At 63.4% G+C, this 25,095-nt stretch carries 20 protein-coding genes and 1 tRNA gene; 5 read left to right on the top strand and 16 right to left on the bottom strand.

Translation table 11 applies throughout. The features are described 5' to 3' along the window. The first annotated feature begins 128 nt into the window (after positions 1–128). The gene (locus V5G24_RS11235; RefSeq protein ID WP_394082666.1) at positions 129–7,166 is read left to right on the top strand and encodes a tandem-95 repeat protein; all 7,038 of its coding nucleotides are present in this window, start codon (positions 129–131) and stop codon (positions 7,164–7,166) included. 288 nt (positions 7,167–7,454) lie between these two features. Then, a complete protein-coding gene (locus V5G24_RS11230) occupies positions 7,455–7,682 on the top strand; it encodes an FmdB family zinc ribbon protein (protein WP_394082668.1) in 228 nt (75 codons plus the stop codon). A gap of 46 nt (positions 7,683–7,728) precedes the next feature. On the opposite strand, the gene V5G24_RS11225 is transcribed toward V5G24_RS11230, so the two are convergent. The 4 genes from V5G24_RS11225 to V5G24_RS11210 all read right to left on the bottom strand — a co-directional run bounded on the left by V5G24_RS11225 (position 7,729) and on the right by V5G24_RS11210 (position 11,088). Further along, positions 7,729–9,264 carry a helicase HerA domain-containing protein gene (locus tag V5G24_RS11225; RefSeq protein WP_394082670.1) on the bottom strand — a complete coding sequence of 512 codons (1,536 nt, stop codon included), beginning with the start codon at positions 9,262–9,264 and terminating at the stop codon, positions 7,729–7,731. Positions 9,265–9,616: 352 nt separating this feature from the next. Further along, positions 9,617–10,540 carry an SRPBCC family protein gene (locus V5G24_RS11220; protein WP_394082672.1) on the bottom strand — a complete coding sequence of 308 codons (924 nt, stop codon included), beginning with the start codon at positions 10,538–10,540 and terminating at the stop codon, positions 9,617–9,619. Beyond that, positions 10,537–10,878: an ArsR/SmtB family transcription factor gene (locus tag V5G24_RS11215; protein WP_394082674.1), complete on the bottom strand. Its 342-nt coding sequence runs from the start codon at positions 10,876–10,878 to the stop codon at positions 10,537–10,539. Before V5G24_RS11215 ends, V5G24_RS11220 begins: the two co-directional genes overlap by 4 nt. 120 nt (positions 10,879–10,998) lie before the next feature. Then, positions 10,999–11,088 (bottom strand) — tRNA-Ser (locus V5G24_RS11210). A gap of 153 nt (positions 11,089–11,241) precedes the next feature. Here V5G24_RS11210 and V5G24_RS11205 point away from each other — a divergent pair. Beyond that, positions 11,242–11,907 carry a class I SAM-dependent methyltransferase gene (locus V5G24_RS11205; protein WP_394082676.1) on the top strand — a complete coding sequence of 222 codons (666 nt, stop codon included), beginning with the start codon at positions 11,242–11,244 and terminating at the stop codon, positions 11,905–11,907. Positions 11,908–12,004: 97 nt separating this feature from the next. Continuing rightward, positions 12,005–12,781 (top strand): VOC family protein, encoded by a 777-nt coding sequence (locus tag V5G24_RS11200; protein ID WP_394082678.1) that lies wholly within the window; start codon positions 12,005–12,007, stop codon positions 12,779–12,781. Between the two features lie 37 nt (positions 12,782–12,818). Here the strand turns inward: V5G24_RS11200 and V5G24_RS11195 are convergent, their stop codons facing one another. The 6 genes from V5G24_RS11195 to V5G24_RS11170 form a co-directional block, all read right to left on the bottom strand. Then, positions 12,819–13,412, bottom strand: coding sequence for a nucleoside 2-deoxyribosyltransferase (locus tag V5G24_RS11195; RefSeq protein ID WP_394082680.1), 594 nt, complete (start codon positions 13,410–13,412; stop codon positions 12,819–12,821). 58 nt (positions 13,413–13,470) lie between these two features. Beyond that, a complete protein-coding gene (locus V5G24_RS11190) occupies positions 13,471–13,665 on the bottom strand; it encodes a hypothetical protein (protein ID WP_394082682.1) in 195 nt (64 codons plus the stop codon). A gap of 70 nt (positions 13,666–13,735) precedes the next feature. Continuing rightward, positions 13,736–14,527 carry an amino acid ABC transporter ATP-binding protein gene (locus tag V5G24_RS11185; RefSeq protein ID WP_394082684.1) on the bottom strand — a complete coding sequence of 264 codons (792 nt, stop codon included), beginning with the start codon at positions 14,525–14,527 and terminating at the stop codon, positions 13,736–13,738. 11 nt (positions 14,528–14,538) lie between these two features. Next, positions 14,539–15,930: an amino acid ABC transporter permease gene (locus tag V5G24_RS11180; RefSeq protein ID WP_394082686.1), complete on the bottom strand. Its 1,392-nt coding sequence runs from the start codon at positions 15,928–15,930 to the stop codon at positions 14,539–14,541. A 7-nt stretch (positions 15,931–15,937) separates the two neighbouring features. Further along, positions 15,938–17,230 carry an amino acid ABC transporter permease gene (locus V5G24_RS11175; protein WP_394082688.1) on the bottom strand — a complete coding sequence of 431 codons (1,293 nt, stop codon included), beginning with the start codon at positions 17,228–17,230 and terminating at the stop codon, positions 15,938–15,940. A 146-nt stretch (positions 17,231–17,376) separates the two neighbouring features. Beyond that, positions 17,377–18,402 carry an amino acid ABC transporter substrate-binding protein gene (locus tag V5G24_RS11170; protein ID WP_394082690.1) on the bottom strand — a complete coding sequence of 342 codons (1,026 nt, stop codon included), beginning with the start codon at positions 18,400–18,402 and terminating at the stop codon, positions 17,377–17,379. 174 nt (positions 18,403–18,576) lie between these two features. Between V5G24_RS11170 and metC the strand changes: the two genes are divergently transcribed. Further along, the gene (gene metC / locus V5G24_RS11165; RefSeq protein ID WP_394082692.1) at positions 18,577–19,755 is read left to right on the top strand and encodes a cystathionine beta-lyase; all 1,179 of its coding nucleotides are present in this window, start codon (positions 18,577–18,579) and stop codon (positions 19,753–19,755) included. 70 nt (positions 19,756–19,825) lie between these two features. On the opposite strand, the gene V5G24_RS11160 is transcribed toward metC, so the two are convergent. From V5G24_RS11160 to hemP, 6 genes are all read right to left on the bottom strand, one after another. Then, positions 19,826–20,158 carry a lipid-A-disaccharide synthase N-terminal domain-containing protein gene (locus V5G24_RS11160; protein ID WP_394082694.1) on the bottom strand — a complete coding sequence of 111 codons (333 nt, stop codon included), beginning with the start codon at positions 20,156–20,158 and terminating at the stop codon, positions 19,826–19,828. Beyond that, on the bottom strand, positions 20,148–20,903 hold the full coding sequence (locus V5G24_RS11155; RefSeq protein WP_394082696.1) for a glycosyltransferase family 2 protein: 756 nt from the start codon (positions 20,901–20,903) through the stop codon (positions 20,148–20,150). Before V5G24_RS11155 ends, V5G24_RS11160 begins: the two co-directional genes overlap by 11 nt. Continuing rightward, complete coding sequence (locus tag V5G24_RS11150) at positions 20,900–21,805, bottom strand: phosphatase PAP2 family protein (RefSeq protein ID WP_394082698.1); 906 nt, start codon at positions 21,803–21,805, stop codon at positions 20,900–20,902. The genes V5G24_RS11155 and V5G24_RS11150 overlap by 4 nt, the downstream gene beginning before the upstream one ends. After that, a complete protein-coding gene (locus V5G24_RS11145) occupies positions 21,802–23,532 on the bottom strand; it encodes an ArnT family glycosyltransferase (RefSeq protein ID WP_394082700.1) in 1,731 nt (576 codons plus the stop codon). Before V5G24_RS11145 ends, V5G24_RS11150 begins: the two co-directional genes overlap by 4 nt. A gap of 155 nt (positions 23,533–23,687) precedes the next feature. Next, on the bottom strand, positions 23,688–24,506 hold the full coding sequence (locus V5G24_RS11140; protein WP_394082702.1) for a hypothetical protein: 819 nt from the start codon (positions 24,504–24,506) through the stop codon (positions 23,688–23,690). A 148-nt stretch (positions 24,507–24,654) separates the two neighbouring features. Then, positions 24,655–24,843, bottom strand: coding sequence for a hemin uptake protein HemP (gene hemP, locus V5G24_RS11135; RefSeq protein ID WP_394082704.1), 189 nt, complete (start codon positions 24,841–24,843; stop codon positions 24,655–24,657). Positions 24,844–25,095: the final 252 nt, after the last annotated feature.

The following is a 25,095-nucleotide window of genomic DNA, read 5'->3' as shown; positions in this document are numbered from 1 at the left end:
ATAACGTGCGTTGATGATGGATCGAAGAGCGTGAGCGTACGCTGTTCGGCATGCACCCCGGCCAGTTTGCATCCGCCAGCGGGGCGGACGGATCCACTCAATCTCAATTGAGTCATCAGGGGGCACCCATGTCCATTAACCTCTCCGTATCCGGCTCCCCGGTCGTCCGGACCTCAGATGGCGTTATAGTCGGCCTCCATTCAACGTCAAATAATGTCCAATACTTTGGGACGTCTAACAACAATATTGGAATTACCGCCCTCTGGGAGAATGCGGGAGTCTACGAAGGAAAACAAATAAGCCTTCGAGCAACTGTTCTTTCGATTGGCGAACCGAACGATATTGTCACATTTGGTACGAGCGGAGATGATTTTAATATTTTGATAAAGTCACAGTCTCTCGCTTCCAATCAAAATTCAAGTGCTACGATAAAATGGGAAATTATTGATACCGCGACACAGAAGGTCATTTCCGGGGACGTCGGCCTTCAGATCGGCGACATCGACGGTTTAGACGGACAGGCGCACACACGCGAAACCGTGTCCGCATCTCAGGACTCTTTGACATCCTTCGTCACCAATAATACTACGTCGATTCAGATAGATACGTCGAACAATAGTGTGGATGCATCGGGTACTCAGGATAATAATGAGCCCACCGCCCCCGCCAGCTCGTATGTCGGGTTTAATTTTTCGAGCGCAAACTCATTTGTTCTGACTTACAGCCTCGCGGCGAATTCCTTTACTTCCCAAGCTCTTTTTTCTCACGACGGCGATTTCGATATCACCATTAGTGATCCGAAGACCACTTATACGCCGCGCATCGACCTGGATGCTGACAATTCGAGCGGAGCGACCGAAAACGCCTTTGCGACGCATTATGCGCAAGGGAGTGCAGGAGTAGCCATTCTAGACGCCGACGCAAGCCTCGCCGGCCCTTCCTCCTTCACTTCGGCAAGCATCACGTTAACTAATCGCATGCCTGGCGACAGACTGAACCTTCCGACTTTGCCGGCAGGCTTCTCAGCGACCACGGACACCAGCAGTTCTGACAAGATCGTCTTGACCCTTTCGGGAACCGGCAGTGCGGAAACCTATCGTTCGCTGCTCCTCGGCATCACCTTCGCCAATAGCGCAGATGAACCCAATACCGAACCGCGCCTGATCGACATCTCGCTTTCCGATGGCACCATCCATGGGAATGTGGCGACCACGACGCTGGCGGTGATCCCGACGCGGACGATCGACCTCGGCACCCTCGCGCCAGAGGAAGGCGCGACGATAACTGGCGCGGCGGCTGGCGATTATGCCGGTTATTCGGTGAGCAGCGCCGGAGATGTGAATGGCGACGGCATCGATGACATCCTGGTGGGTGCGCCCAACAATCACGCCAGCGAGAACGGTTCGAGCGACCCCGGGAATGCCTACGTCATCTTCGGTCGCGAAGGCGGGCTCGGAACGATTGATCTCGCGGCGTTTGACGATGACGACGCCTCGAACGATCCCGGCATCAAGATCACCGGCGCCCACAACGCCGACTTCGCCGGCTGGTCGGTCAGCAAGGCGGGTGACGTCAATGGCGACGGTGTCGCGGACTTTATCGTCGGTGTTCCCTATTCCGATGTCGGAACGGCGGCCGACGACAATGGTGGGAATGCCTATGTGATCTTCGGCAAGACCGATGCAGCCGGCGGCCTCGGCCCGATTGATCTGTCGGTGTTCGACGGCGATACGCCAGTAAACTCTACTGGAATCAAGATCTCCGGTGTTTCCGGCAGCCTCGCCGGCGTGTCCGTTAGCAATGCCGGTGATGTCAATGGCGACGGAGTCGACGACCTCCTCGTGGGCGCCAACAATTCCGATCCGAACGACAATAGTAATGCCGGAAACACCTACGTAATTTTCGGCACCACGCAGGAGGCCGGCGGCCTCGGCAACATCGACCTCGCGATGTTCGAAGACGAGGATTCCTCAAACGATCCCGGGATCAAAATCTCCGGTGCGGGTGCTGACAATTTCAGCGGCTATACCGTGAGCGCAGCGGGCGATGTGAACGGCGACGGTGTCGACGACCTGATTCTCGGCGCGCCACAAGCGACCATCGGTACGAACGGCTACGCCGGCGCGAGCTATCTGATCTACGGGAAGAAGGTGGCGGATGGCGGCCTCGCCAGCATCGAACTCTCGGCGTTCGACGACGATGACCTCACCAATGATCCTGGATTCAAGATCTCCGGCGGCGAGGCCTTTAGCTTTTCTGGTTACAGCGTCAGCGGCGCCGGCGATGTGAATGGTGACGGCGTCGCCGACCTGATCGTGGGATCAAACTGGGCGAGTGCACTTGGGCGCGCTCAATCTGGCACAGCCTATGTGATCTACGGCAAAGTCGGCGGGGTCGGAAACATTGACCTTAGTGGCCTCTCTCTCAATCAGGGCTTCACCATCTCAGGCGCAGCAGCGCAGGCTTTTACCGGTGTCTCCGTCAGTGATGCGGGGGATGTGAACGGAGATGGCTACGACGACGTCATCGTCGGCGCCTTCTATGAAGGCACTGGCGGTACTCAGGCGGGCGCGAGCTATGTCGTCTTTGGCAAGGCGGACGGTCCAGGCAATATCGATCTTGCTGCCTTGAATCGCTCCCAGGGCTTCAAGATCAATGGTGCTCAGCCGGGCGATCAGAGTGGATATGCCGTCAGCGCCGCCGGGGATGTGAACGGCGACGGCTTCGCAGACGTGATCGTCGGCGCCTATGGCGCGGACACCGCGGGCAAAACCGACACGGGCGCGGCCTATGTCGTCTATGGCGGCGCCACCAGCGGCAGCCCGGACATCGTATCCGTCTCCTCAACCGCCGCCAACGGCCGCTATGACGTCGGCGCCACCATCTCGATTATCGTCACATTCGCGAATCCGGTGGATATAATACATATCAACGCCACCGGCGGCCCCCGCATACTGTTGGAAACGGGAGAAAGTGACCATTACGCCACTTATACCTCGGGCTCTGGCACTGCGAGCCTGATTTTTACTTATACGGTCGTCTCAGGCGACGTTTCCGCGGATCTGAGCTATGCGGGACCGAATGCTCTGGACCTGAATGGTGCGCGCATCGTCAGCGTGACCACCGGCACTGACGTCACAGTCGTGCTTCCTGTTCCCGGCGCAACCGGGTCTCTCTCGGCGAGCAGCGATATTGCTCTCGGCCCCGATCCTGTGCCGGTCGTCACACTGCCCGACGCCAGCGCCGGCGCCATCGACTATGATGAACAAGCCGATGCCGTTTCGGTGTTCGGAGGCCTCGATCTGAGCGATGGGGATGGTACTTCGCTCGCTTCCGCGACCATCCTCTTCGCCAATTTCCAGGTCGGCGAGGACACCCTCGCGTTGGCAGCCAGTAGCGGCATCGGCAATATCGCAAGCAGCTTCGATGCCGCCACGGGCAAGCTCACGCTCACATCGGAGGGATCCAGCGCCTCACTGGCCGAATGGCAGACGGCGCTTCGCTCCATCGCGTTCGAGAACAGCTCGGATAACCCCGACGTCACGCAGCGAACGCTTTCCCTGGTTGTGAGCGACGGGACCCACGAGAGCAGCGCCCTCGTTCGCCAAATCGATGTCCACGCCGTCAACGATCTCCCGGTGGCCGGAAACGACAGCTTCTCAATCGATGAGGACACAGCCACGACGTTCGATGTCCTCGTTAACGACAGCGACGTGGATGGAACCCGCTTGACCATTCGCGCCATCAACGGCGTGGCCGTCAAGGCAGAGGCCAAGGAAGAAAAGAGATTCGCTGAAGCAGTTGCCGAGGCAAGCACCTCCGCAAGCGCGGCTCAGATATTCTCTGTCGATCATGGGACCGTTCAAATTAACTCTGATGGCGGACTGAAATTCACGCCAGATTCCGATTTCACCGGAACCACGTCGTTCACCTATACGGTGTCCGATGAACGTGGCGGCGCACAGACCGCAACTGTCACGGTGAACGTCCTTCCCGTCAATGACGCCCCGGTAGCGGGAAACTATGAATATGCGGCACAGGAAGACGAGGCGCTGGTCCTCGATGTGGTCGCGCAGAGCACGGATGCGGATGGCGACGCGCTCCAGATCTCCGCGGTGGACGGCAAGATCCTGACGGCGGATGGCGTCCAGGTGACCGGCGGGCTCGTGACACTAAACGACCAGGGTGCCCTGCTCTTCACGCCGACCGCGAATTATAACGGTCCAGTCAACTTCACCTACACCCTCAGCGACGGAAATGGCGGCCTCGGCGACGGCCGGGTCGACATCACCGTGCAGCCGGTCAACGATCTCCCCATCATCGGTGCCGACAAGTTCACCGTAACCGAACGCGAAACGGTCGTCCTCAACCTGCTCGCAAATGACAGCGACCCGGAAAATGACGCCCTGAAGATCACGAGCATCAACGGAAAGCCGGTGGCGGCGGCCGGGACAACCGCGAGCTTCAATATGGCGGTAGTCGGCGGCTCGATCAGCCTCGGAAACGACGGCAAACTCACCTTCACCGCCGCCGCCAATTACGGTGGTAACGTAGCGTTCACTTACACCGTCTCGGACGGTCGTGGCACGAGCACCGGCACCGTCACCGGCACTGTGGTTTCGGTCAATGAGGCGCCGGACGCCGGCAACGACACCTTCAGCGTCGCCGAGGATGGTATCTCCACCCTCCCGGTCCTTTCGAACGACAAGGACGTCGACGGCGACGTGCTGCGGGTGGTGGCCATCGATGGCCAGCCACTCACGACCACAGTGGGAAGCAACGGGATCGTGTCAACGACCCCGGTCAATGTGGCCAATGGTTCCGTGGTGGTGAACGGTAACGGCTCTGTGGTCTTTACGCCAAAGCCCAATTTCAATGGCGCGACCAGCTTCACCTATACGGTCTCGGACGGCCAGGGCGGCACCGATACCGCCACGGTCAATCTGAACGTCATACCAATGAACGATGCCCCAGCCGCGGCGAACGACAGCTTCACCGTGGCCGCGGATGTGGGCACCACGCTGAACCTTCTCGCCAACGACAGCGATATTGACGGCGACACGCTTCGGATCGTCGCCATCAACGGCGTCCAGATCAATCCCGATCAGGGCGAGGCCGCGGTAAAAGCCAAGTCGAGGGAAGCGGTGGCCTCCACGTCCACATCGGCTGACGACACCGCCTCCACCGGCTCGGCTTCGACGCCGACCACGACGACGCCGGTCAGTTCAACGCAGGCGACCACCATCAAAATCGCCGACGGCACGCTCGTCCTCAATGCCGATGGCACGGTTCTGTTCACGCCAAACGCCCATTTCAGCGGCAAAACCAGCTTCACCTACACGGTGTCGGACGGCCACAACGGCACGTCCACCGCCACCGCCGTGATAGATGTCGCTCCCGCCATCGCTACCCCGGTCGCGACCGTTGACACCTTCACCGTCGCCGAGGATGGCGTAGTGGTCCTTGATCTTCTCTCCAACGACACGGGCGATGGAGCGCTCTCCCTCGTGGAGATCAATGGCATCGCCTGGAAGGAGGGGGCGCAGGCGGCGCTTGCCGGTGGCATCGTGAGCCGCAGCACCAACGGTGCCTTGCAATTCCAGGCTACCGCGAACTTCTCCGGCGACGTCGCCTTCACCTATGGGATCGTCGACAGCCACGGCACGCGCGCCACCGGGCGCGTTTCGGGCACCGTCACGCCGGTGAACGATGCTCCCACTGCCTCCGACGTGTCGTTTGCGGTTGCCACCGGCATCAAATCCCAGCGCATCGACGTCGGCGCCGGCACCAAGGATATCGATGGCGATCTGGTTCGCGTCCTCGCGGTGGACGGCAAGGTGATCACCGCCAGCGCTCCGGTCGCGCTCGCCAGCGGCATGGTATCGCTTGCGGCGGACGGCAATCTGATCTTCAGCCCGCTGGCCACATTCTCCGGCACCGCCAGCTTCGCTTATACGCTTACCGACAACCAGGGCGGCACGCACAGTGCGCAGGTCACCGGAGAGGTACAGGCGGTTGAAAGCTGGGCCAGCTTCGGCACCCAGCTGGATCTCGTGCTCGGCGACCTTGGCCTTTCGAAACCCAGCAATTTGAACGATCTTCTCGCAAAGGCGACCTATCTGGCTCCGGCCGCTTTCGCCACCGCCGGTGCGGGCGCCGGCCAGGTCCCCATGGGCGGTTATCATGCTGCGGCCGGATATGATCTCGACCTCAATACCGCGACTCCGGACGCGGGCGCCTTGTCCAAGGCCTTGGCGGCGCTGATCAACGGGCAGACTTATTTCAACACGCCTTCGGTCGCGAAGATGGACGAGAAAGGCGCCGTGACAAGCGCGGTCGATCAAAGCCTGCTGTTCCAAAGCTATCTGAAAAGCAGCGCCGAGGTGCAGGTCGATGATGGGAGCGGCGTACAGAATTTCGCAGCAATCGCCTCGGCCGAACATGCCTGGTCGAAGGCCTTCGCCCAATCGGTCTTGAGCGCTGGCTTCGCCGCCGACCAGGTGACGAAGTACGATCATCAATCCCAGGCAAAACTGCATCAGACAATAGTGGAAAGGGACGCCGCGCTCACCGTTAAGCTGGATGGCGTCGCGACCATTGCCTCCAAGGCCGCCATTGATTCGAAGGCGGCGGAGTTCGTTTCCGACGACGGCGCCAGCGCCGTGGAAATCGCCCGCCCGGTGGCGGTGGCGGAAACGGCGGGCGCGGCCGACGACCAGAATGCGGTGGTTCGGATGCGCCAGGTTGGCGCCAACGACTCCTCCGTGATGTTCTACAAGGTCGATGATTTTGCCGGGACGGTGAACGGCCTGAAGCCGGGAGACGCCGGCTATGACGCCGCCACCAACGCTCACGCCTACCAGACCGACACCGGAAGTACCTGGGTATCCGGCAGCGGCTATGGCAAATATTCCGAAGCCACCCTCACCCACATCAATGCCAATGATCTCATCGCCATGAAGTTGTCCTCAGGCGGATCGACTTTCTACGCGTTCGCCGATGCCAATGAGATCGTGGGCGGGCAGCATGTCGCCCATCTGTGGAGCTATGGTCTCAACACATGGGGGTGGGAGGATCTCTACGGCGGCGGCGACTCCGACTTCAACGATATGGTCGTTCAACTGGATTTCCTCGCCGTTAAGACGAGCCAGGACCAGATCCTGTGATGCCGATGTCCGGGCGTTCGGAGAGCTTCTCCGAACGCCCGGAACGGGTGTGAACCGCCTGCCCGCTGACGGTGCCTGCCTCTGTTGCTTCCAAGGCAGGCTTTGGCGCCCCGGACTTGGCACGACACTTGGCACGTCACTTGGCGCACTTTCTGCAACGTGGCTGTGGCCCGGAATGGTCCGGGCCCGCGGCCATGCGCCTTGAGCGGATCTGTCCGCGACGACGCCTGTCCGCGCAAGGGATCATCGGCGGCGCCCTGTCGCCGACCGACACGCAGAGGCGCGGATATGCCGCTTTACAGCTTCCATTGTGCGCAATGCGACAAGGATGTCGAATTGCTGATCGGCTACTCGGAGAAGCCGACTTGCCCCGCATGCGGCGCGGCCGACATGCAGCGGCTGATGTCGCGCGTGGCGCCGGACGGCAAGAGTGCCGGCATCGTCAAGTCGGCGCGGGCGCAAGCGGCGCGCGAGGGGCACCTGAGCAATTTCAGCCGCTCGGAACGGCGCGGCTGAACTTGCGCGCGGCGCGCGCCGGCAAGGATCAGCGCGGGCGCGCGGCTCAGTCCGCGGAGGTCGCCTCCCGCAGCGTGGTCGATCCGGCGGCCGCATTCGGATCGCCGGGCGCGGTTTCCCAGGCAAGGCCGGGAATGGCCACGATGCGCCGTCCGCGACCATCGAGACGGCACACGATCACCCGCTGCTCCTCCATATAGGCCAGAAGGCGCCGGGCGCGGCCGGGCGAGCGGCTGCCATAGGCGTGGGCGACATCGGCATCAGACGGGCATGGACGCCGATCGAAGGCCGCGCGCGCCAAGGAGAGGAAGACCCCCTGCATATCCTCCGGCAGAGCCCCGGCCATGGTGAGGACTTCCGCCCAGGGCGAATCTTCAGCTTCCGCCTCGGCCATGTCGATGCCGGCATGGGCCACGGCGAGCCGGCGGCGAAAAGCCGAGAGACTGAGCGGCTCGCCGCCCACCCGTCGAATCCGGCACCGCACGAGGAAATCCTGATACAGCACGGCGATCGTGCGAAAGCCGGCATCGCTTTCGCCGAGGATTTCCCGCAACGCCATGTCGATGGCCGCCTGGCGCTGCTCGGGTGAGATGCTCGGCGCCGGCTCGGTGGCCGCAGGGGCGGATGCGGGCACGCTTCGGGAAAGCTGCGCCAGCACATCGGCCGTGGGCGCCACCGCCGGCGGCCGGCGCGGCACCAGCGGCCGCGCTTCGTCGGCTCCGGGGGTGAAGATCAAATCATGGGCATCCTCGGCCGCGGCGGGGTCCGGCAACGGCACAAGCTTGGGGCTGGTGGTATGCGCCGCCGTCTCCACGGAACCAATCCGCACCGGCAGGGGCCGGCGCGCCAAGGCCGGGCCGAGGGCGATGAAATTGCCGCTTTCCAGGTCGCGGAACGTCTCAGCCTGCCGCCGCTCCATGCCCAGCAGATCCGCCGCGCGGGCCATGTCGATATCCAGAAAGGTGCGGCCCATGAGAAAATTGGAGGCCTCGGCGGCGACGTTCTTGGCCAGCTTGGCGAGGCGCTGGGTGGCGATGACGCCGGCGAGCCCGCGCTTGCGCCCGCGGCACATGAGATTGGTCATGGCGGCGAGCGACACCCTGCGCGCCTCGTCCGAGACCTCGCCCGCAGCGGCAGGCGCGAACACCTGCGCCTCATCCACCACCACCAGCATGGGATACCACACGTCCCGATCGGCATCGAACAACCCGCCGAGGAATGCGGCGGCGGCGCGCATCTGCTGGTCGCTGTCCAGCCCCTCCAGATTGAGCACCACGGAAACGCGATGCTGGCGCACCCGCGCCGCGATGCGCTGGAGATCCGCCTCGCCGCGCTGGGCATCCACCACCACGTGGCCGAAACGCTCCGCCAGCGCGGTAAACTCGCCTTCGGGATCTATCACCGCCTGCTGCACCCAGGGCGCGCTCTGCTCCAGAAGCCGGCGCAGAAGGTGAGATTTTCCGGAGCCGGAATTCCCCTGCACCAGAAGGCGTGTCGCAAGCAATTCCTCGAGGTCGAGCACGGCCGTGCCCCCGCCTGCGCGGGTGCCGAGGTCGATGGCCACCTTGGCGGGCGCCGTCATCGTGGCGACCGCCCGGCTGTGAGCGGGGAAAATTTCATGGCGCGACTCCTATCGATTCCCGCGGCGTATTCAACCGCGCCGCAGGACCGAACAGGCAATCTCCTCGAAATGCCCCGCCGCTTCATGCACCGGGTGAGCGTTGAGGCCGAGATGTAAACGCGGACCTCAGCATGGGAATGCGCCGTTGTCTCGCTCAAGGATCTGCGATCGCGTGCTGGCGTTGTTCTTGGTCCTTGATCTCCCGAACGGTCGATTTCACATCACCCGTTTCGCCGCCCAGGTCGGCGGGCTGAAAGCCCTTCCCTCCTGAAGCAGCAAGGAAGCGTCCGATCCCTTGCCAAGCGGCAGTATCTCAACGGGATTTGACGAAACGTTCCAGTTTGCCCAGCGTTTGCTGCCCCAGTTCCTCGGCGCCGAAACCTTTCGCCTCTTGGAATTCGGCCTCGGCGCTGAACACCATGCCAAGCGTCACTTTCGTTGCTCCGTCCTGATCCTCGAATGAAGCCCAGGCATCGGCGTGCTTCGGTCCGTTTTCGCCCCAGAGCAGCGTATAGGCGATCCGCTCCTCGGGCCGGACCTCGGTATAGACATGATGGTTCGGGAACACGGTTCCGTCCGGCGCGATCATGTCGAAAACCCATTCCCCGCCGCTTCGCAGGTCTATCCTCGCCGTGCGACAGGAAAACCCGTCCGGCCCCCACCATTGCGGCAGCGTCTCGGGGTTCATCCAGGTACCCCAGACGAGGCTGCGCGGTGCCTGTATCAGGCGTTGCAGCACCATGGTTCGCTTGGCTGCTCCGGCGAGATTGTCCAGTCCAGCGCCGAAGCCCTGTCGGTAGCCGGCCGCCATATCCTCGGCCAGCGAGGAAAGCTGCACCGTCACGACCAGCCGGCCGCGCTCGTCCGTGCCGGAGAAATCAGCCGTCACCAGCGCGGCCGATTGAATCACGCCCCCGGCCGAGACCACTTCGTAATTCACGCTGCGCAGCGCCGGCTGCACCTCGAGCCAGCCACACTCGCAGCGGATATTCGGCTGCCCCTCGACCTTGCAGAGCGAGACTTCGCGTCCGCCCACCCGGGTGTCGGCCTCCAGAAACTCCACCGTGACCGACGGCGTGGGCGCTGCCCAGACCGCCCGTGCAGCCGGATCTGTCCATACTTGCCACAGCACCGACAACGGCACGCCCACGTCCCTCTCGAACGTCAGCGTCGCAAACCGGCTCTTCGCGTGATCGCGCGCCACAGGCGTCCCGTCGGGATTGGAGTTCGATGTCATTCCGTGCGCTCCTTCATCGCCTTCAACGCGAATGCCTCCAGCCGGTCGAGGCGGGATTCCCATCTGGCGCGCTGTTCATCGAGCCATGTCCGTACCGGCTCCAGGGCCTCGGGTACGATGGCGCAGGTGCGGACCCGCCCATCCTTGGAGGTGGCAATCAGCCCCGCCTCCACCAGGACCGAAATATGCCGCATTACCGTGGGCAAGCGCAGGCCTGTGGGGTCCGACAGGTCCGTGACCCGCATGGGCCCTTCCGCCAGCCGCGTCAGGATCGATCGACGGGTCGGATCCGCCAGCGCATGGAACAGCAGCGAGAGCTCGGGATGATGCTTAGTCATGTTGCTAACTAATATCTCAAGTGCGATCCATGCAAGAAAAACTTCGTCAACCAGCTAAGTTTTCAGCGCCGCCACCCCGCACGCGAGACCGCTCCGGCGGGGCGCAAGACGGGATTCGGTTGGCGGAAGGGGTGGGATTCGAACCCACGGTGGGCTTGCACCCACGGCGGTTTTCAAGACCGCTGCCTTAAACCACTCGGCCACCCTTCCCGACGCGTTGTTTCGCGCAGTGCCATTCAGCCTCATACCTCAAGCCGGCAGCCGGCGTCGAGGGCGGCCGCACGGTGCTCATGTGCCATCCCCGATTTCCCACCGCCCCGATCGGCGATAGGTTGGCTCCTCACCAGGGAGATCTGAGCCACAATGACCGAAATGCGAGCCGAGCTGGTGCGCAAGCTATGGCACGGCAACGACCCGTTTGATGGCTTCGATCCCACGGGAATCAAGGTGGACAAGCAGGGCTGGGGCTCCACCCATCCCTACCTTGTCACAAGCATATATGAGATACGCCCCATTCTCATCGTCGAGATCGGCGTGTGGAAGGGTAGATCCGTCATCACCATGGCGAAGGCGCTGCGCGCGCTCGGCATTCCCGGCCTGGTGCTGGCGGTGGACACCTGGCTTGGAAGCTCCGAACACTGGGCCATTCCGCACATGTTCGCCGATTTGCATCTGAAACAGGGATATCCGAGCCTCTATCACACATTCATGGCCAATATCGTTCAGGACGGCTTGCAGGACCTGGTGCTGCCGCTGCCGCTGGACAGCGTGAACGCCAGCATCCTGATGCGCGCCCACAAGATCCGCCCGCAAATGATACATATCGACGGCGGCCATGATTACCGATCGGTCGCCACCGATATCTTGCAATGGTGGCCGCTGCTGGACTCCGGGGGCATCCTCGTCGGCGATGATTATCGCGTGGACGGCCATTTTCCCGGTGTGCGGCGCGCGTTCGATGAACTGGCGGCGGTTACCCGCCTGGAGCTGGAGCATTCGCCCACCAAGTGCCGCATCCGCAAACCGTGACCCTTGGCCCGAAGGATGGTCACAAAGGCACCGCTCCGTGGGCGTATGAAGATGAATGCGGCGCCGCCGCGCCGAAATGCCCAACAGGAGGAACCCCATGGCTTCGTCTCACGGCCGCTTTGTCTGGTATGAACTGATGATCCCCGACATGGACGCCGCCGTCGCCTTCTATGGCGATGTCGTGGGCTGGGGCGCGCAGAAGCTCGACATGCCGGAAATGCCCTATACGCTTTTCACCACCGACGCGGGTCCCATCGCCGGGCTCATGACGCTGCCGCAGGACCTGCGCGACCAGGGTGTGCCGCCCCATTGGACCGGGTATGTGCATGTGGACGACGTTGACGCGACCGTCGCCAAGGCAAAGGCGCTTGGCGGCGCGCTTCATATCGAACCGCGGGATATCCCCGGTGTCGGCCGCTTCGCGGTGATCGGCGACCCGCAGGGCGCGGTGATCTCCCTGTTCAAGTGGGAAGACGAAAGCGCCCATCCGCTCCCCGACCAGATGGCCAAGGGCAATATCGGCTGGCACGAGCTGATGGCCGTCGATTGGGAGGCCGCCCTGCCCTTCTATGCCGAGCTGTTCGGCTGGAAGAAGGATCAGGCCGTGGATATGGGGCCCATGGGCACCTATCAATTGTTCGGCCTGGGCGGCAATGCGTTCGGCGGCATGTTCACGAAGCCCGAGGCGGTTCCGATGCCGTTCTGGCTGTATTATTTCGTCGTTGGCGATATCGATGCCGCCGGCGGACGCGTGACGGCGGGCGGCGGACAGGTGATCAACGGGCCCATGCCTGTTCCCGGTGGCGCGTTCATCCTCCAGGCGCTGGACCCGCAGGGCACCATGTTCGCCCTGGTGGGCTCGCGCGAAGGCTGAAGAAAATCGCCTCCGCGGCCCAATCGGCGGCGGAGGCCTACCACCCGACGATGCGGTTGACGATGAAGCTGAGGACGAAGGACGCAACGAGCGCGATGGCGATCTTCGGCACGAGGCCGAGATTCAGCGCGCCCGCCCGCGCGATGCGGTGAAGATGATCGGCCGCCGCCGCGACCGCTTCCTCGGCGGTGGTCGCGACGGGTGCGCCGGGATGGGCGATCATCAGGTTTTCCACATGGCCGAAATCTTCCACCAGGTGCCCGCCTGAATCACGCAGACCAGATTCGCCAGCCAGCGCGTCGATCCGCGCCACCATGGGGCGGGGATCGTTCGTCCAGAGGAACACCGGCAGGCCGCGCGCCTCGCCATACCCCAATTCCCACGCCGTGCCCGGGTCCATATGGGCGCCACGGAAGGGCGTGATGTTGGCGATGATGCCATCGGCGCGATCCAGCTGGGAAATGCAGCGCGCGCGGATCTCGGCGGACGTCACGGCATTGTCCTGGTCGCCGCCTTCGAACGGATGGAGCGCCTTCAAGCCGTGCCGGGCGCACAGGGCGACCAGCGCGTCATAATGCTGGGCAGCATCGGCCCGGAACACGTCCGGTCCTGCGAGATAGACGCGTACCATGGTCGTTTGCGTGCCTTGCCTGCTGATGGCGCGCCGGGGGCGGGGCGTGCCAGCTCCCTTATACAGACGTCATATAGCTCGCGGCAAAGCCGATGATCACGAGCACCAACCCCACCGCGAGAATGGTGACGATGCGCCCCGAGGTGAGGCCTTGCCTGGCCTTCGGGGCCGGCTTCACCACTTCCCCCTCGGCCCCGCGCTGGTCGGCCACGCGGAAGGCGGCTTCCTCGCGGCGTTCGGTCTGGTCTTCCATGTCACACCTCCCATTCGTCTTGGAGATGTAACGCCGGACGCGGGTTTCGGTTCGCCGCGCCCGGCATCCCTCAGTGCAGGATCTGCGAGAGGAAGAGCTTGGTGCGCTCATGCTGGGGATTGGAGAAGAAGGCGTTGGGCTCGTTCATCTCGATGATCTGGCCGGCGTCCATGAAGATCACCCGGTCCGCCACCTGCCGGGCAAACCCCATTTCGTGGGTCACGCACAGCATGGTCATGCCTTCCTCGGCGAGGCTCACCATGGTGTCGAGAACCTCCTTCACCATTTCCGGGTCGAGGGCGGAGGTGGGCTCGTCGAAGAGCATGATGCGGGGGCGCATGCACAGCGCCCGCGCGATGGCGACGCGCTGCTGCTGACCGCCGGAAAGCTGGCCGGGATATTTGTTCGCCTGCTCGGGGATCTTCACCTTGGTGAGGAAGTGCATCGCCACCTCATCCGCCTCTTTCTTGGGCATTTTGCGCACCCACATGGGGGCGAGCGTGCAATTCTCCAATATGGTGAGGTGCGGAAACAGGTTGAAATGCTGGAACACCATGCCAACTTCGCGGCGCACCTCGTCGATGCGCTTGAGATCATTGGTGAGTTCGATCCCGTCGACGACGATGCTGCCCTTCTGGTGCTCTTCCAGGCGGTTGATGCAGCGGATCATGGTCGATTTGCCGGAGCCGGAGGGTCCGCAGATGACGATGCGCTCGCCGCGCTTCACCGTGAGGTTGATATCCCGCAGCACATGGAAATCGCCGTACCATTTGTTGACGGCGACCAGTTCCACCGCGATGGTGGGCGCATTCGCCTCGACTTCGGCGATGAGCGGATCTTGGGTATGAGAGACTGAAGACATGGCACGCTCCCTCAATGACGGTTGGACCGGTCGAGCCGCTTTTCCAGCGCCATCGAATACCGGGACATGCCGTAGCAGAAGACGAAATAGACGAGCCCGGCGAAGCCGAAGCCGGTGAACAGCGTGGTCGGCGTCGCCCAGGACGGATCGGTGAAGGAGGCGCGCAGAATGCCCAGCAGATCGAAGATGGAGACGATCAGAACCAGGGTCGTATCCTTGAACAGGCCGATGAAATTATTGACGATTCCAGGAATCACTAGTTTCAGCGCCTGGGGCAGAATGACGAGCCGCATCATCAGCCCGGACCGCAGGCCCATCGCCTGCGCGCCCTCATATTGGCCCTTGGGTATAGCCTGGAGCCCGCCGCGCACCACCTCGGCCATATAGGCGGAGGCAAACAGCGCCACGCCCACGAGCGCCCGCAACAGACCATCGATGCTGAAGCGTCCCGGCAGGAACAAAGGCAGCATGTAGGTGGCGAAGAACAGCACGGTGATGAGCGGCACGCCGCGCCAGAACTCGATAAAGACGATGGACGAAATCTTCACCAGCGGCAGGTTGGATCGCCGCCCCAACGCCAGAAGAATGCCGAGCGGCAGCGACACGACGATGCCGGTGACGGCGATGACCAGGGTGACCAGCAGGCCACCCCATTGGCGCGTTTCCACTTCCTGGAGGCCGAAATCCAGGTCCATCGCCAGCAGCACCAAAGCGAGGATGCCGAAAGCGGAGAGCGTGCCGTGCACCGCCCCGCGCCGGCTACCGCCGAACACCGGGGCCGCCAGGGCCGCGATGCCGCAGGCAATGCCAGTGACGATGATGAACTGCACCCAATAAGACAGGCGCAATCCCGCGAACGAGCCGTTCAGGTTTTCAAGCCCGGTGCCGCCCAGCAGGAAATTATTGAACGAGAGATTGCCGCCGGTGAGCAGAACAAAGCATACGACCGGATAGACGCAGAAGAAGGCCAGGGCGTTCAAACGCTTGTAAGGCACCTTTGGAAACAGCAGCGGGGCGAGCAGCGCCGCGCCCAGGAAATAGACCACATTCACCCGCCAGCGTTCGCTCTCCGGATAGAAGCCGTAGAGGATCTGGTTGAACTTGGCATAGATGAAAGGCCAGCAGGCGCCGACCGGCCGGCCGATCTTTTCCGGCAGGCACGCGTCGCGCCCGGCACCGCTCCAGACCGCATCGAAGATGAAGAATTTCAGCAGCGGCGGAATGGTGACATAGACCACGAAGATGCCCAGTAGGGTCAGCAGCACCTGCCCGACCGAGCCGAACAGATGGGCGCGGGACCAGCCATAGATTCCGCGATTGGAGACCGGCGCCGGCTCTTGGGGGCGCAGGTCCTTGGGGGCGACAAAGGCCGCCTGGGGTGCGGGGCGCGTTGCGGTGTTCATGGCACCCTCACCGTTCCACGAGCGCGACGCGCTTGTTGTACCAGCCCATCAGCATCGAGGTGAGAATGGAGATGGTGAGATAGACCGCCATGGTGATGGCGATGATTTCAATCGCCTGTCCGGTCTGGTTCAGCGTCGTGCCGGCGAAAATGGCGAACAGGTCCGGATAGCCCACCGCGACACCCAGGGTCGAGTTCTTGGTGATGTTGAGATATTGGCTGGTCAGCGGCGGCACGATCACGCGCATCGCTTGCGGAATGACCACGAGACGCAGGGTCGGCCCTGAACGCAGCCCGAGGGATTTCGCTGCCTCGGTCTGGCCCTTGGACACGGCCAGGATGCCGGCGCGCACGATCTCGGCGATGAAGCCGGCCGTATAGATCGACAGGGCCAGCAGCAGCGACACGAATTCCGGGATCACCCGGATGCCGCCGACGAAGTTGAAGCCTTGCAGATGGGGTGTTTCCAGCGTGACCGGCACGCCGAGGGCGAAGCAGGTGACGATCGGCAGGCCGACGATGAGACCGAACCCGGTCCAGAACACCGGGAATTGCTGGCCGGTCGCCAATTGCCGCGCCTTGGCCCAGCGGGCGATCAGCATCAATGCGACGATCGCGACGAAGAATGCCACCACCACCCAGACGAAGCCGCTTTCAAACACCGGGCGGGGAACCACGAGGCCGCGATTGTTCACGAACACCGACGGACCCGCGACGTCGCCAGCTAAAGCCCGGAACGTGGACGAGAGCGGCGCAAGGCCGATGCCGGCGAAGCTGTCGGCGAGGAAGTTGAACAGGGGCTGAAGTCCGAAGCCCCAGCTCTGGCGCGGGTTCGGCATGGCCGCCAGCACCGCGAGGTACCAGAACAAGATCTGGAACAGCGGCGGCAGGTTGCGCGTGACCTCCACATAGGCGGAGGCCAGCGCCTTGATGACCACATTCTCGGAAAGGCGGGCCACACCCACGAGAAAGCCGAGGATGGTGGCGAGAATGATGCCCAGGAACGCCACCAGCAGCGTGTTGAGCAGGCCCACCAGGAAGGCCCGGCCGTAGCTCATGGATTCCGAATAGGGAATGAGCGTCTGCGTGATGCCGAAACCGGCGGAATTGTCGAGAAAGCCGAAACCCGATGCGATGCCCTGCCGGGCAAGGTTGGCCTGGGCATTGGCGAAGAACGACCAGGCGAGCCAGATGAGCGCGATGCCCAATGCGATCTGGATCACTGCGGAACGAAGCGCCGGGTCGGTCCACGACCATCGCCGGCGCGTCGGAGCGGGCTCCGACCAGCGTGCGTCTGTCATCTAGCCCCTCAAGATCCGGGACTCTGCGGCCCCTTTGGGAAAATGCAAAAAGAGAGAAAGGTCGTTCCGCCGCCAGCCGCAGCCGTACCGGCGCCGAGGGTTCGGCGAAAGAAATCCGGCGCCCGCAGGGGCGCCGGATCATCGCATCAGCGGACGGGCATGCCGTATTGAAGGCCGCCTTGGGTCCACAGCTTGTTGGGGCCGCGATTGATGGCGAGCGGGGTCGCCGGGCCGAGATTGCGGTCGAAGATTTCGCCGTAATTGCCGACCTGCTTCACGATCTTGACGACCCAATCGTTGGGCACGCCGACCGCTTCGCCATACTTGCCATCCGAACCCAGGAGACGCTTGATCTCCGGATTCTGGGAATTGACCATCTCGTCGACATTCTTGCTGGTGATGCCGAGTTCCTCAGCGTTGAGCAGCGCGAAATAAGTCCACTTGATGAGGTCGAACCACTGATCGTCGCCATGACGCACCAGCGGTCCGAGTGGCTCCTTGGAGATGACTTCCGGCAGAACGACGTGGTCATTCGCGTTGGTCAGCTTCAGCCGCACCGAATAAAGCTGCGACTGGTCCGAGGTGAATGCATCGCAACGGCCGGAATCATAGGCCTTCACCGTCTCGTCGATGGTGGCGAACGCAATCAGCTCATATTTGAGGTTGTTGGTGCGGAAATAATCGCCAACGTTCAGCTCGTTGGTGGTGCCGGTCTGCACGCAGATCGAGGCGCCCGCCAGGTCCTTCACGGACTTGAGGTTGAGCGACTTGCGCACCAGGAAGCCCTGGCCGTCGTAATACATCACGCCGGCGAAGTTGAAGCCGAGGGTGGTGTCGCGCGACATGGTCCAGGTGGTGTTGCGCGAGAGCACGTCGATGCCGCCCGACTGGAGCGCCGTGAAGCGGTCCTTGGCCGAGAGCGGAGAATATTTCACCTTGGTGGCATCACCAAAGATGGCGGCCGCGACAGCGCGGCAGAAGTCCACATCGATTCCGGTCCAATTGCCCTTGTCGTCGGGATTGGAGAACCCCGGCAATCCTTGGGTCACGCCGCAGTTGAGAGCGCCACGCGCAATCACGTCTTTAAGAGTGCTAGGCTTTTCATCGGCCGCTGCCGCCGCGCCGACGCCGAGCGCGATCAATCCAGCCACTGCACACAGGATGCGTTTCACGGAAGGTCCCTTCTCTTGTTGCACCTGAATCCAATCGGACAACGTCCCGCGGTTCGGGATCGACGCCGTTGTCCGGGACGTCGTATGGGATACATCTCAATCCCTCACGACCGGGTGGTCAATAGCATGCCGCGTGCGTGGGCAGATGCAGGATTAGGCATTTCGGAGCATCCAATGGCGCCCACTCAAAGTAAAGCAAGTTTCGAGCCAGAGACTGAAGTTGTCCGCCTCGGCCGCGACCCGTTCCGTTTCGATGGCTTCGTCAATCCGCCGGTGGTCCGCGGCTCGACGGTGCTCTATCCGAGCTATGCCGATCTGGCTGCCCATCGCAGCCGCTACAGCTACGGCCGGCGCGGCAATCCGACCACCGAAGCGCTTGAAATGGCCCTGAAAGCCCTTGAAGGTTCCGATGGCGTGGTGTTGACCCCGTCGGGCCTCTCTGCGTGCTCGATCGCCCTGCTCAGCGCGCTTTCCGCCGGCGACCATCTGCTGATGGTGGACACGGCCTATTATCCCACCCGCCGCTTCTGCGACACCGTGCTGAAGAAAATGGGCGTGGAGACAAGCTATTACGATCCCCTGATCGGCGCCGATATCACCAACCTTTTACGGGACAACACCCGGGCCATTTTCCTCGAAGCACCCGGCTCCCAAAGCTTCGAGATGCAGGACATCCCGGCCATCACCGCCGTCGCCCGCGCCCGCGGCATCACCACGCTGATCGACAATACCTGGGCGACGCCCTTCTTCTTCAGGCCGCATGATTTCGGCGTGGATATCTCGATCCAGGCCGGCACGAAATATATCGGCGGGCATGCCGACCTCAATCTCGGCACCATCTCCGCCGTGGGGCCGAGCTGGAAGCGCGTGCACGATTTGCACGGCGACATGGGGATTTGTATCAGCCCCGATGATGCCGCGCTCGGATCGCGCGGTCTGCGCACGCTCGCGGTGCGGCTGGAGCGGCATCAGGATTCGGCGTTGAAGGTGGCCCGCTGGATGCAAAGCCTGCCGCAGGTTTCCCGGGTGTTGCATCCCGCGCTCGAGAGCGACCCTGGCCATGCCATCTGGAAGCGCGACTTCAAGGGATCCTCGGGCTTGTTCAGCGCGATTCTGAAGCCCGTTTCGGATCAGGCCCTGGCGGCCTTCTTCGATGCGTTGGTGCATTTTGGCATGGGCTATTCCTGGGGCGGCTACGAAAGCCTCATCATCGCATTCGATTGCACCAGCTATCGCACGGCCACCAGATGGCACGCGGAAGGCCCTGCGATCCGCCTGCATATCGGCCTCGAAAATACGACCGACCTCATGGCGGACCTGGAGCAGGCGTTCGCAAAGATGTCGGTGGCATAGGCCAGGGTTCCCGATGCCCCCTCTCCCCGGGTGTGGGGAGGGGCGGGCAGCGGCAAGGAGGAGAAAGGCTTCAGGTCGCGGCGCGATCCGCCCGGCGCTCGCGCAGCGCGAATTGCAGATTGCGGATGTAGATGAAGGTCGAGAGCGCCTGCCCGGCGATGAACACCGGGTCCTTGCGATACAAGGCATAAATCAGCAGCAGCGTGCCGCCACCGAGCGAGAAGGTCCAGAACGCGAACGGAATCACCGATCGCCCGGCCCGCTCGCTCGCAAGCCACTGCACCACGAACCGCATGGTGAACAGGAGTTGGGCGACGAACCCGAGGACAACCCACCAATCAAGCTGCGTGACGAACACGTCGTGCAGATAATCCCCGGCGGCTTGGACCAGTTCAACGAGCATTCGGATCAACCTCAACCAGTTCCGGCACGCGACGGCGCCGGATCAGCCACCAGACCCCGAGCAGATCGGCGATGCCGACCCAAAGGCGGTCGAAGAAGCCATATTTGGATTTGCCGTGCCAGCGCGGCCGGTCCACCACCGGATATGTCACGACGCGATACCCTTCACGCGCGACAAGCGCGGGCGTGAAGCGGTGAAGCCCGTCAAATACCGGCAGGCGCAGATAGAGTTCGCGCCGCACGACTTTCAGGCCGCACCCTGTATCCTTGGTTCCGTCCTGCAGCAATCCCCCCCGCACCGCATTCGCGATGCGCGATTGGACGCGCTTGAAGGCGGTGTCCTTGCGCCCCTGCCGCTCGCCCTGCGCCATGCCGACGCGGGGGCCGCCCTCGTCTAGCGTGCGCAGCAGCTCCGGCAGATAGATCGGATTGTTCTGCCCGTCGCCGTCGAGCAGCAAAAGGATCTCGCCGGTCGCCGCCCAGGCGCCCGTGTTGACACCTGCGGATTTCCCGCAGGCCTTGGCATGGCGCAGGATGCGGACATAAGGCCGTGTCGCGGCGACGGCGTTGAGCTGCGCCAGCGTATCGTCCGCGGACCCGTCGTCCACGAAGATCAGCTCGAACGGCTCCTTGAGCGCGGCGTCGATCTCGGCAACCAGAGGAGCGATGTTCTCCGCCTCGTCCTTGACCGAGATGACGACCGAAAGGCGTGTATTGTGCGGGGTATTGGGCGCGGGGGAATTCAAGATCTCGCCTCTTCGAGCGCGGACATGCGTGCGGATTTAGGGATAAGACGGATGAGCCTGTGTGCGCCCGGCCCCGCCATGGGGCGGATGGTTCCGTCCCCCGCCACGGCGAAGACCAGACGGCGCGCGGCGAACAGCTTCACCAGGAGGATGGTCGAAACGCTGGCCAGCGCCGCGCCCGCGAGCACATCGCTGGGATAATGCGAGCCGAGCACAACGCGCGATACACCGACAAGAGTCGCGACCGCGATCAGCGCGCCGCGTGCGCGGGGAAAGAGGGCGGCGAAAGCCAGGGCCACGGCGAACACCACGGTGCTGTGTCCGGAGGGAAAAGAGGAGAAACTGGCGCGCATGGCAAACCAGTCGAACGTCAGCTGCGCGTTCGGCCCGGTGAGGTGAAGCGCCATGTAGGGCCGCGCGCGGCCGAGCAGATATTTCACCACCAGCACCGCAAGCCCGACGCCGGCGACATTGAGGAACACGAAGCCGACCCGCGCCACCACGGCGGCCGCGATGCGCCGGCCCATGTCGTCGAGACGAGGCTTGAGCGCGAGCACGCCCAGCAGGGCAAGGCCAAGCGGCCACAGAATCACGCCCCCGAGCCCGAGCACGGTGATCCGCTCGAAGAAATGCACCACGCCCATCGGCGTCTTCAGCCGCAGGCCGGGGATCAACGGATCCACAAGGATCATCAAGGCGGCGATCATGCTCACCACGAGAATGGCGAGGGACACCCCTTCCACCGCCCCGGCCAGCCCGATCCGCGGCCGCGGCCCGCGCACGGGTCGATGCCAAAGATAGCGCCAGGCGCCGAGCAGGCTCGCGACTACCGCCAGAAGATCGGCGAGCATGCGCGCAAGGCGGCCATTGGCCCCGCTCTCCCGCGGCGCAGCGGCGGTCATGGCGTGCCCTCCGCCGGCCGGTAAGCGGTGATGCTCACCTTGCGGCCGCCATTATAGGTGAAGCCGTCCACGGTCGCGGTGGCGCGGTAGGCCAGGCCGATATCGCGGGCGTGGGCCTCGAACAACGGCTTCATATCCGCCCCGATGAAGGCGATCGCGCAGCCGCCCTTCTTGAGCAGGTCGCCGGCCTGATGGGGATCGGTGAACTTGATATCTGTCCCCACAAGGAACACGAGGCTTGGCTCCTGATAGGGGACGGTCGCGACATTGGCCGCCGGGCAGCCGCTTTCGTGCACGATCTCGGCGAGGCGCTCGGAAATCCACACGCCGCGCATCTGCGGCAGCAGCACGCCGAACACGCCCCAATACAGAACCAGGGCGCCCAGCACCGCGACGAGGAAGGCCGCCTGCGGTCCCGGCGCGGCAATGCTGCGCGCGGCGATCACCAGCAGCACCACCGCCACCGCCAGCAGCGGCCAGGCGGCAAGCCCCAGCCCGCTGCCGAGATAATGGAAGCCGACCACGAGCACGATGAATAAAAGGCCGCCGAGGATCGGCCAGAGATTGGCGAAATCCCGCATCCGCCGCCCCTGCCCCGCGAGCGCGCCGCGCTCCATGGCCAGAGCGGCGAGGATGGCAAGGCCGGGATAAAGCGGCAGCACATAATGCGGCAGCTTGGTCGCGGTGATCTCGAACACGATCCAGGCCGGGACGACCCAGGCCAGCAGGAAGCGTACCGCGCGGTCCTTGCGGGCGCGCCAGGCAAACGGCACCGCCATGGCCACCAGCGCAATCGCGGGCCAGAAGGTGCCCCACATGGCGAGGAGATAGGTGCCCGGCGGGCCCCAATGCCCCTCCTGCCCGTCCGTCACCTTGCCCAGCATGTCGACGCCGACCGCGAGCTTGTAGAAGGCGCCGTTGGTGACGAAATAAATGGCGATGAACCACGGCAGGCAGATCAGCGCGCACCAGGCCAGCCCCGGCAGCGGCTTCAACCGCCGAAGGAACCCGCCGGACCGCTCGATGATCACCAGAACCAGGATCGGCAGGCCCACGAACAGGGGCGCCATAGGTCCCTTGATCATGATGCCGACGCCGAGCCCGGTCCAGAACAGCGCCGCCCAGCCGAAATCGCGCGTCCTGTCGCCGTCGGGCCGCACATAGATTCGCGCCAGGGCCGCCATGGAGCAGAGCGTGGTGAACAGCAGCATGGCGTCGGTCTTGGCGAGGCGCGCTTCCACCCCCAGCAGCACGCAGCTCGCCATCATGAGGCCGGCCAGCAGGGCGCCACGCCGCGACACGAAATTCAGCGCCGCCCAATAGGTCAGCAGCACGGCGCCGATGGCGGCGAACAAGGACGGCAGGCGATAAAAGAGGATGGAGGAGCGCGCCGACGGGCCGACAAGGGCCTCGCCGAGGGTCACGCTCGCGGCCTGGAGCCAATGAATGCCGGCCGGCTTCTTGTATCGCACCTGGTCGTGGAAGCGGATGTCCACATAATTCCCGGTCTCGAGCATCTGCTTGGTGGCCTGGGCGAAGCGCGCTTCGTCCCGGTCGATGGGCGAGATGGTGGAAATGCCCGGTATGAAGGCGAGCAGAGCCACCACCACCAGCGCGAGCATGGCGCGCGCATGGCTTGCGGCCATGCGATCGAGGCCTTCGCTCAGGAAGGTCCCAATATCGATGGCCCGGGTGCGGCGCGTGCCGGCGGGCTCGGAAATGGCCATGCGTTCAGTCGGGTCCGGTCGTTCAGGGCGCGGGACCATAGCAGAAACGCCCGCGCCGGAAAGAGCCACCTCCCCGCTTGGCCACGACCATGTTCCCCATGGTCTGCACTGGCGGAGCAGATGGGCGGAAGAATGGCGCTCCGCCCCACTCCGCCTCAGGCAGCGTCGCCGAATTCGTCCCAATCGAGATCGGCGCCGAAGGCGAGCCAGCGGGCATTGGCGCCGAGCACGCCAGCCAGAGCGGCCCCGTCGGGAATCAGGAGAGGTAAAGCGGAGAGAATGACGTCTGGTCCGGCGGAGCCGCCGCCCCAGACCATGCGCTGCGGACAATGGGCCAGCAAACCGCGCCCCGCCCGCTCCAAGGCCAGCGGGCAGGTCTCTCGGGAAAGCCGCAAGCGCAGCCACAAATCGGTGTGGCCAACCTGCTCGATCTCGGGCGACCCACCGCTCTCCCGCCCGTCACCGATGCAATAATCGATCAGCACGGGCACGGCGTGTCCCAATACGAACGGCAGGGCGCGGCGCGCCTCGGTGCCGGAAAGCTGGAGGTGAAGCCCGAAGGCGCCGAGGCGCCGCATCAGCACGCCGGCGACAGCCTGCCCCGCGGCGGCGAGGTCCGCGCCATCGATGGAAACCGCCACCACACCGTGTCGGGCCATCTGCGCCAAGGTTGCCGCCTCAAGCCAGGCATTGCCGGGAACCACCGCCCGCAAGCGAGTGGGTGCCCGCGTCACGATCCATTGGACATCGCACAGGAGCGCTGGCGCGGGGACCCTTATCACGGCAGCGGACGTGCCCGTCAGATCCATGTGGCGGAGCAGAAAGCGCGCCAGGACCTGCGCCTGTTGCCCGCCTTGAGGCGCGGAAGCGGCAAGCGTATCGCAATCCGGCACATGCAGACCCGCATCCACCAGATCGATGCCGCCTGCGGTCCCTATCCCCGCATGAAGGGTGCGTGCGTCGATCGCTTTCATGTCTTCCGTCTCGGCCTTCGCGTCCGGCATTGTTTTCGCGGATCTATGCGAGGACAATAGCCGGCAATTCGAAGATAACGGAAGCCATCTTAATGATTATTGCATCCAGACTGGAGACCGATCCTGCCGCCAGTTTTATTGCGATGCATTATTTTGTCAGAATCAGCTTCCCCTGCGAGGTGAGGCGCAGCTGGTAGACTTGCTCTCCGTGCGCGATGGTGATGACGCGCCCCGCAGCAAACAGATCCCGGCTGTCGAGCTGCAAACCGATCATCGGCACAGCCCGCGCCTTGTTTTCCGCGCCCCACGCCGCACCGCCATGTTCATGCTTCGCCATTTTTAATTACTCCAAATCGAATTCTCGCACAGAATGGCTTAGAACAAGTTTTTCTGCTCCTTAGAACCATTCAATATTAAGTCGTGACTGCATGAACGTTCAGTAATACATTAGGACATGCAAATCAACGCAGGCGCGTCAAAGCGTTTCGCAATGCACGCGACGTTGCGGCGAGTTGGATCGAAAAGAGCTTGGAAGACTTCTGGAAAATCAGCGCCGCCGGGCCGATCTGGCCCGGCATTGGAACAACAC

This window comes from Roseixanthobacter finlandensis (assembly GCF_043195105.2).
Lineage (GTDB): Bacteria > Pseudomonadota > Alphaproteobacteria > Rhizobiales > Xanthobacteraceae > NCEH01.
Note: the sequence above shows the minus strand (reverse complement) of the source record. Positions and strands in the feature narration are given on the sequence as shown.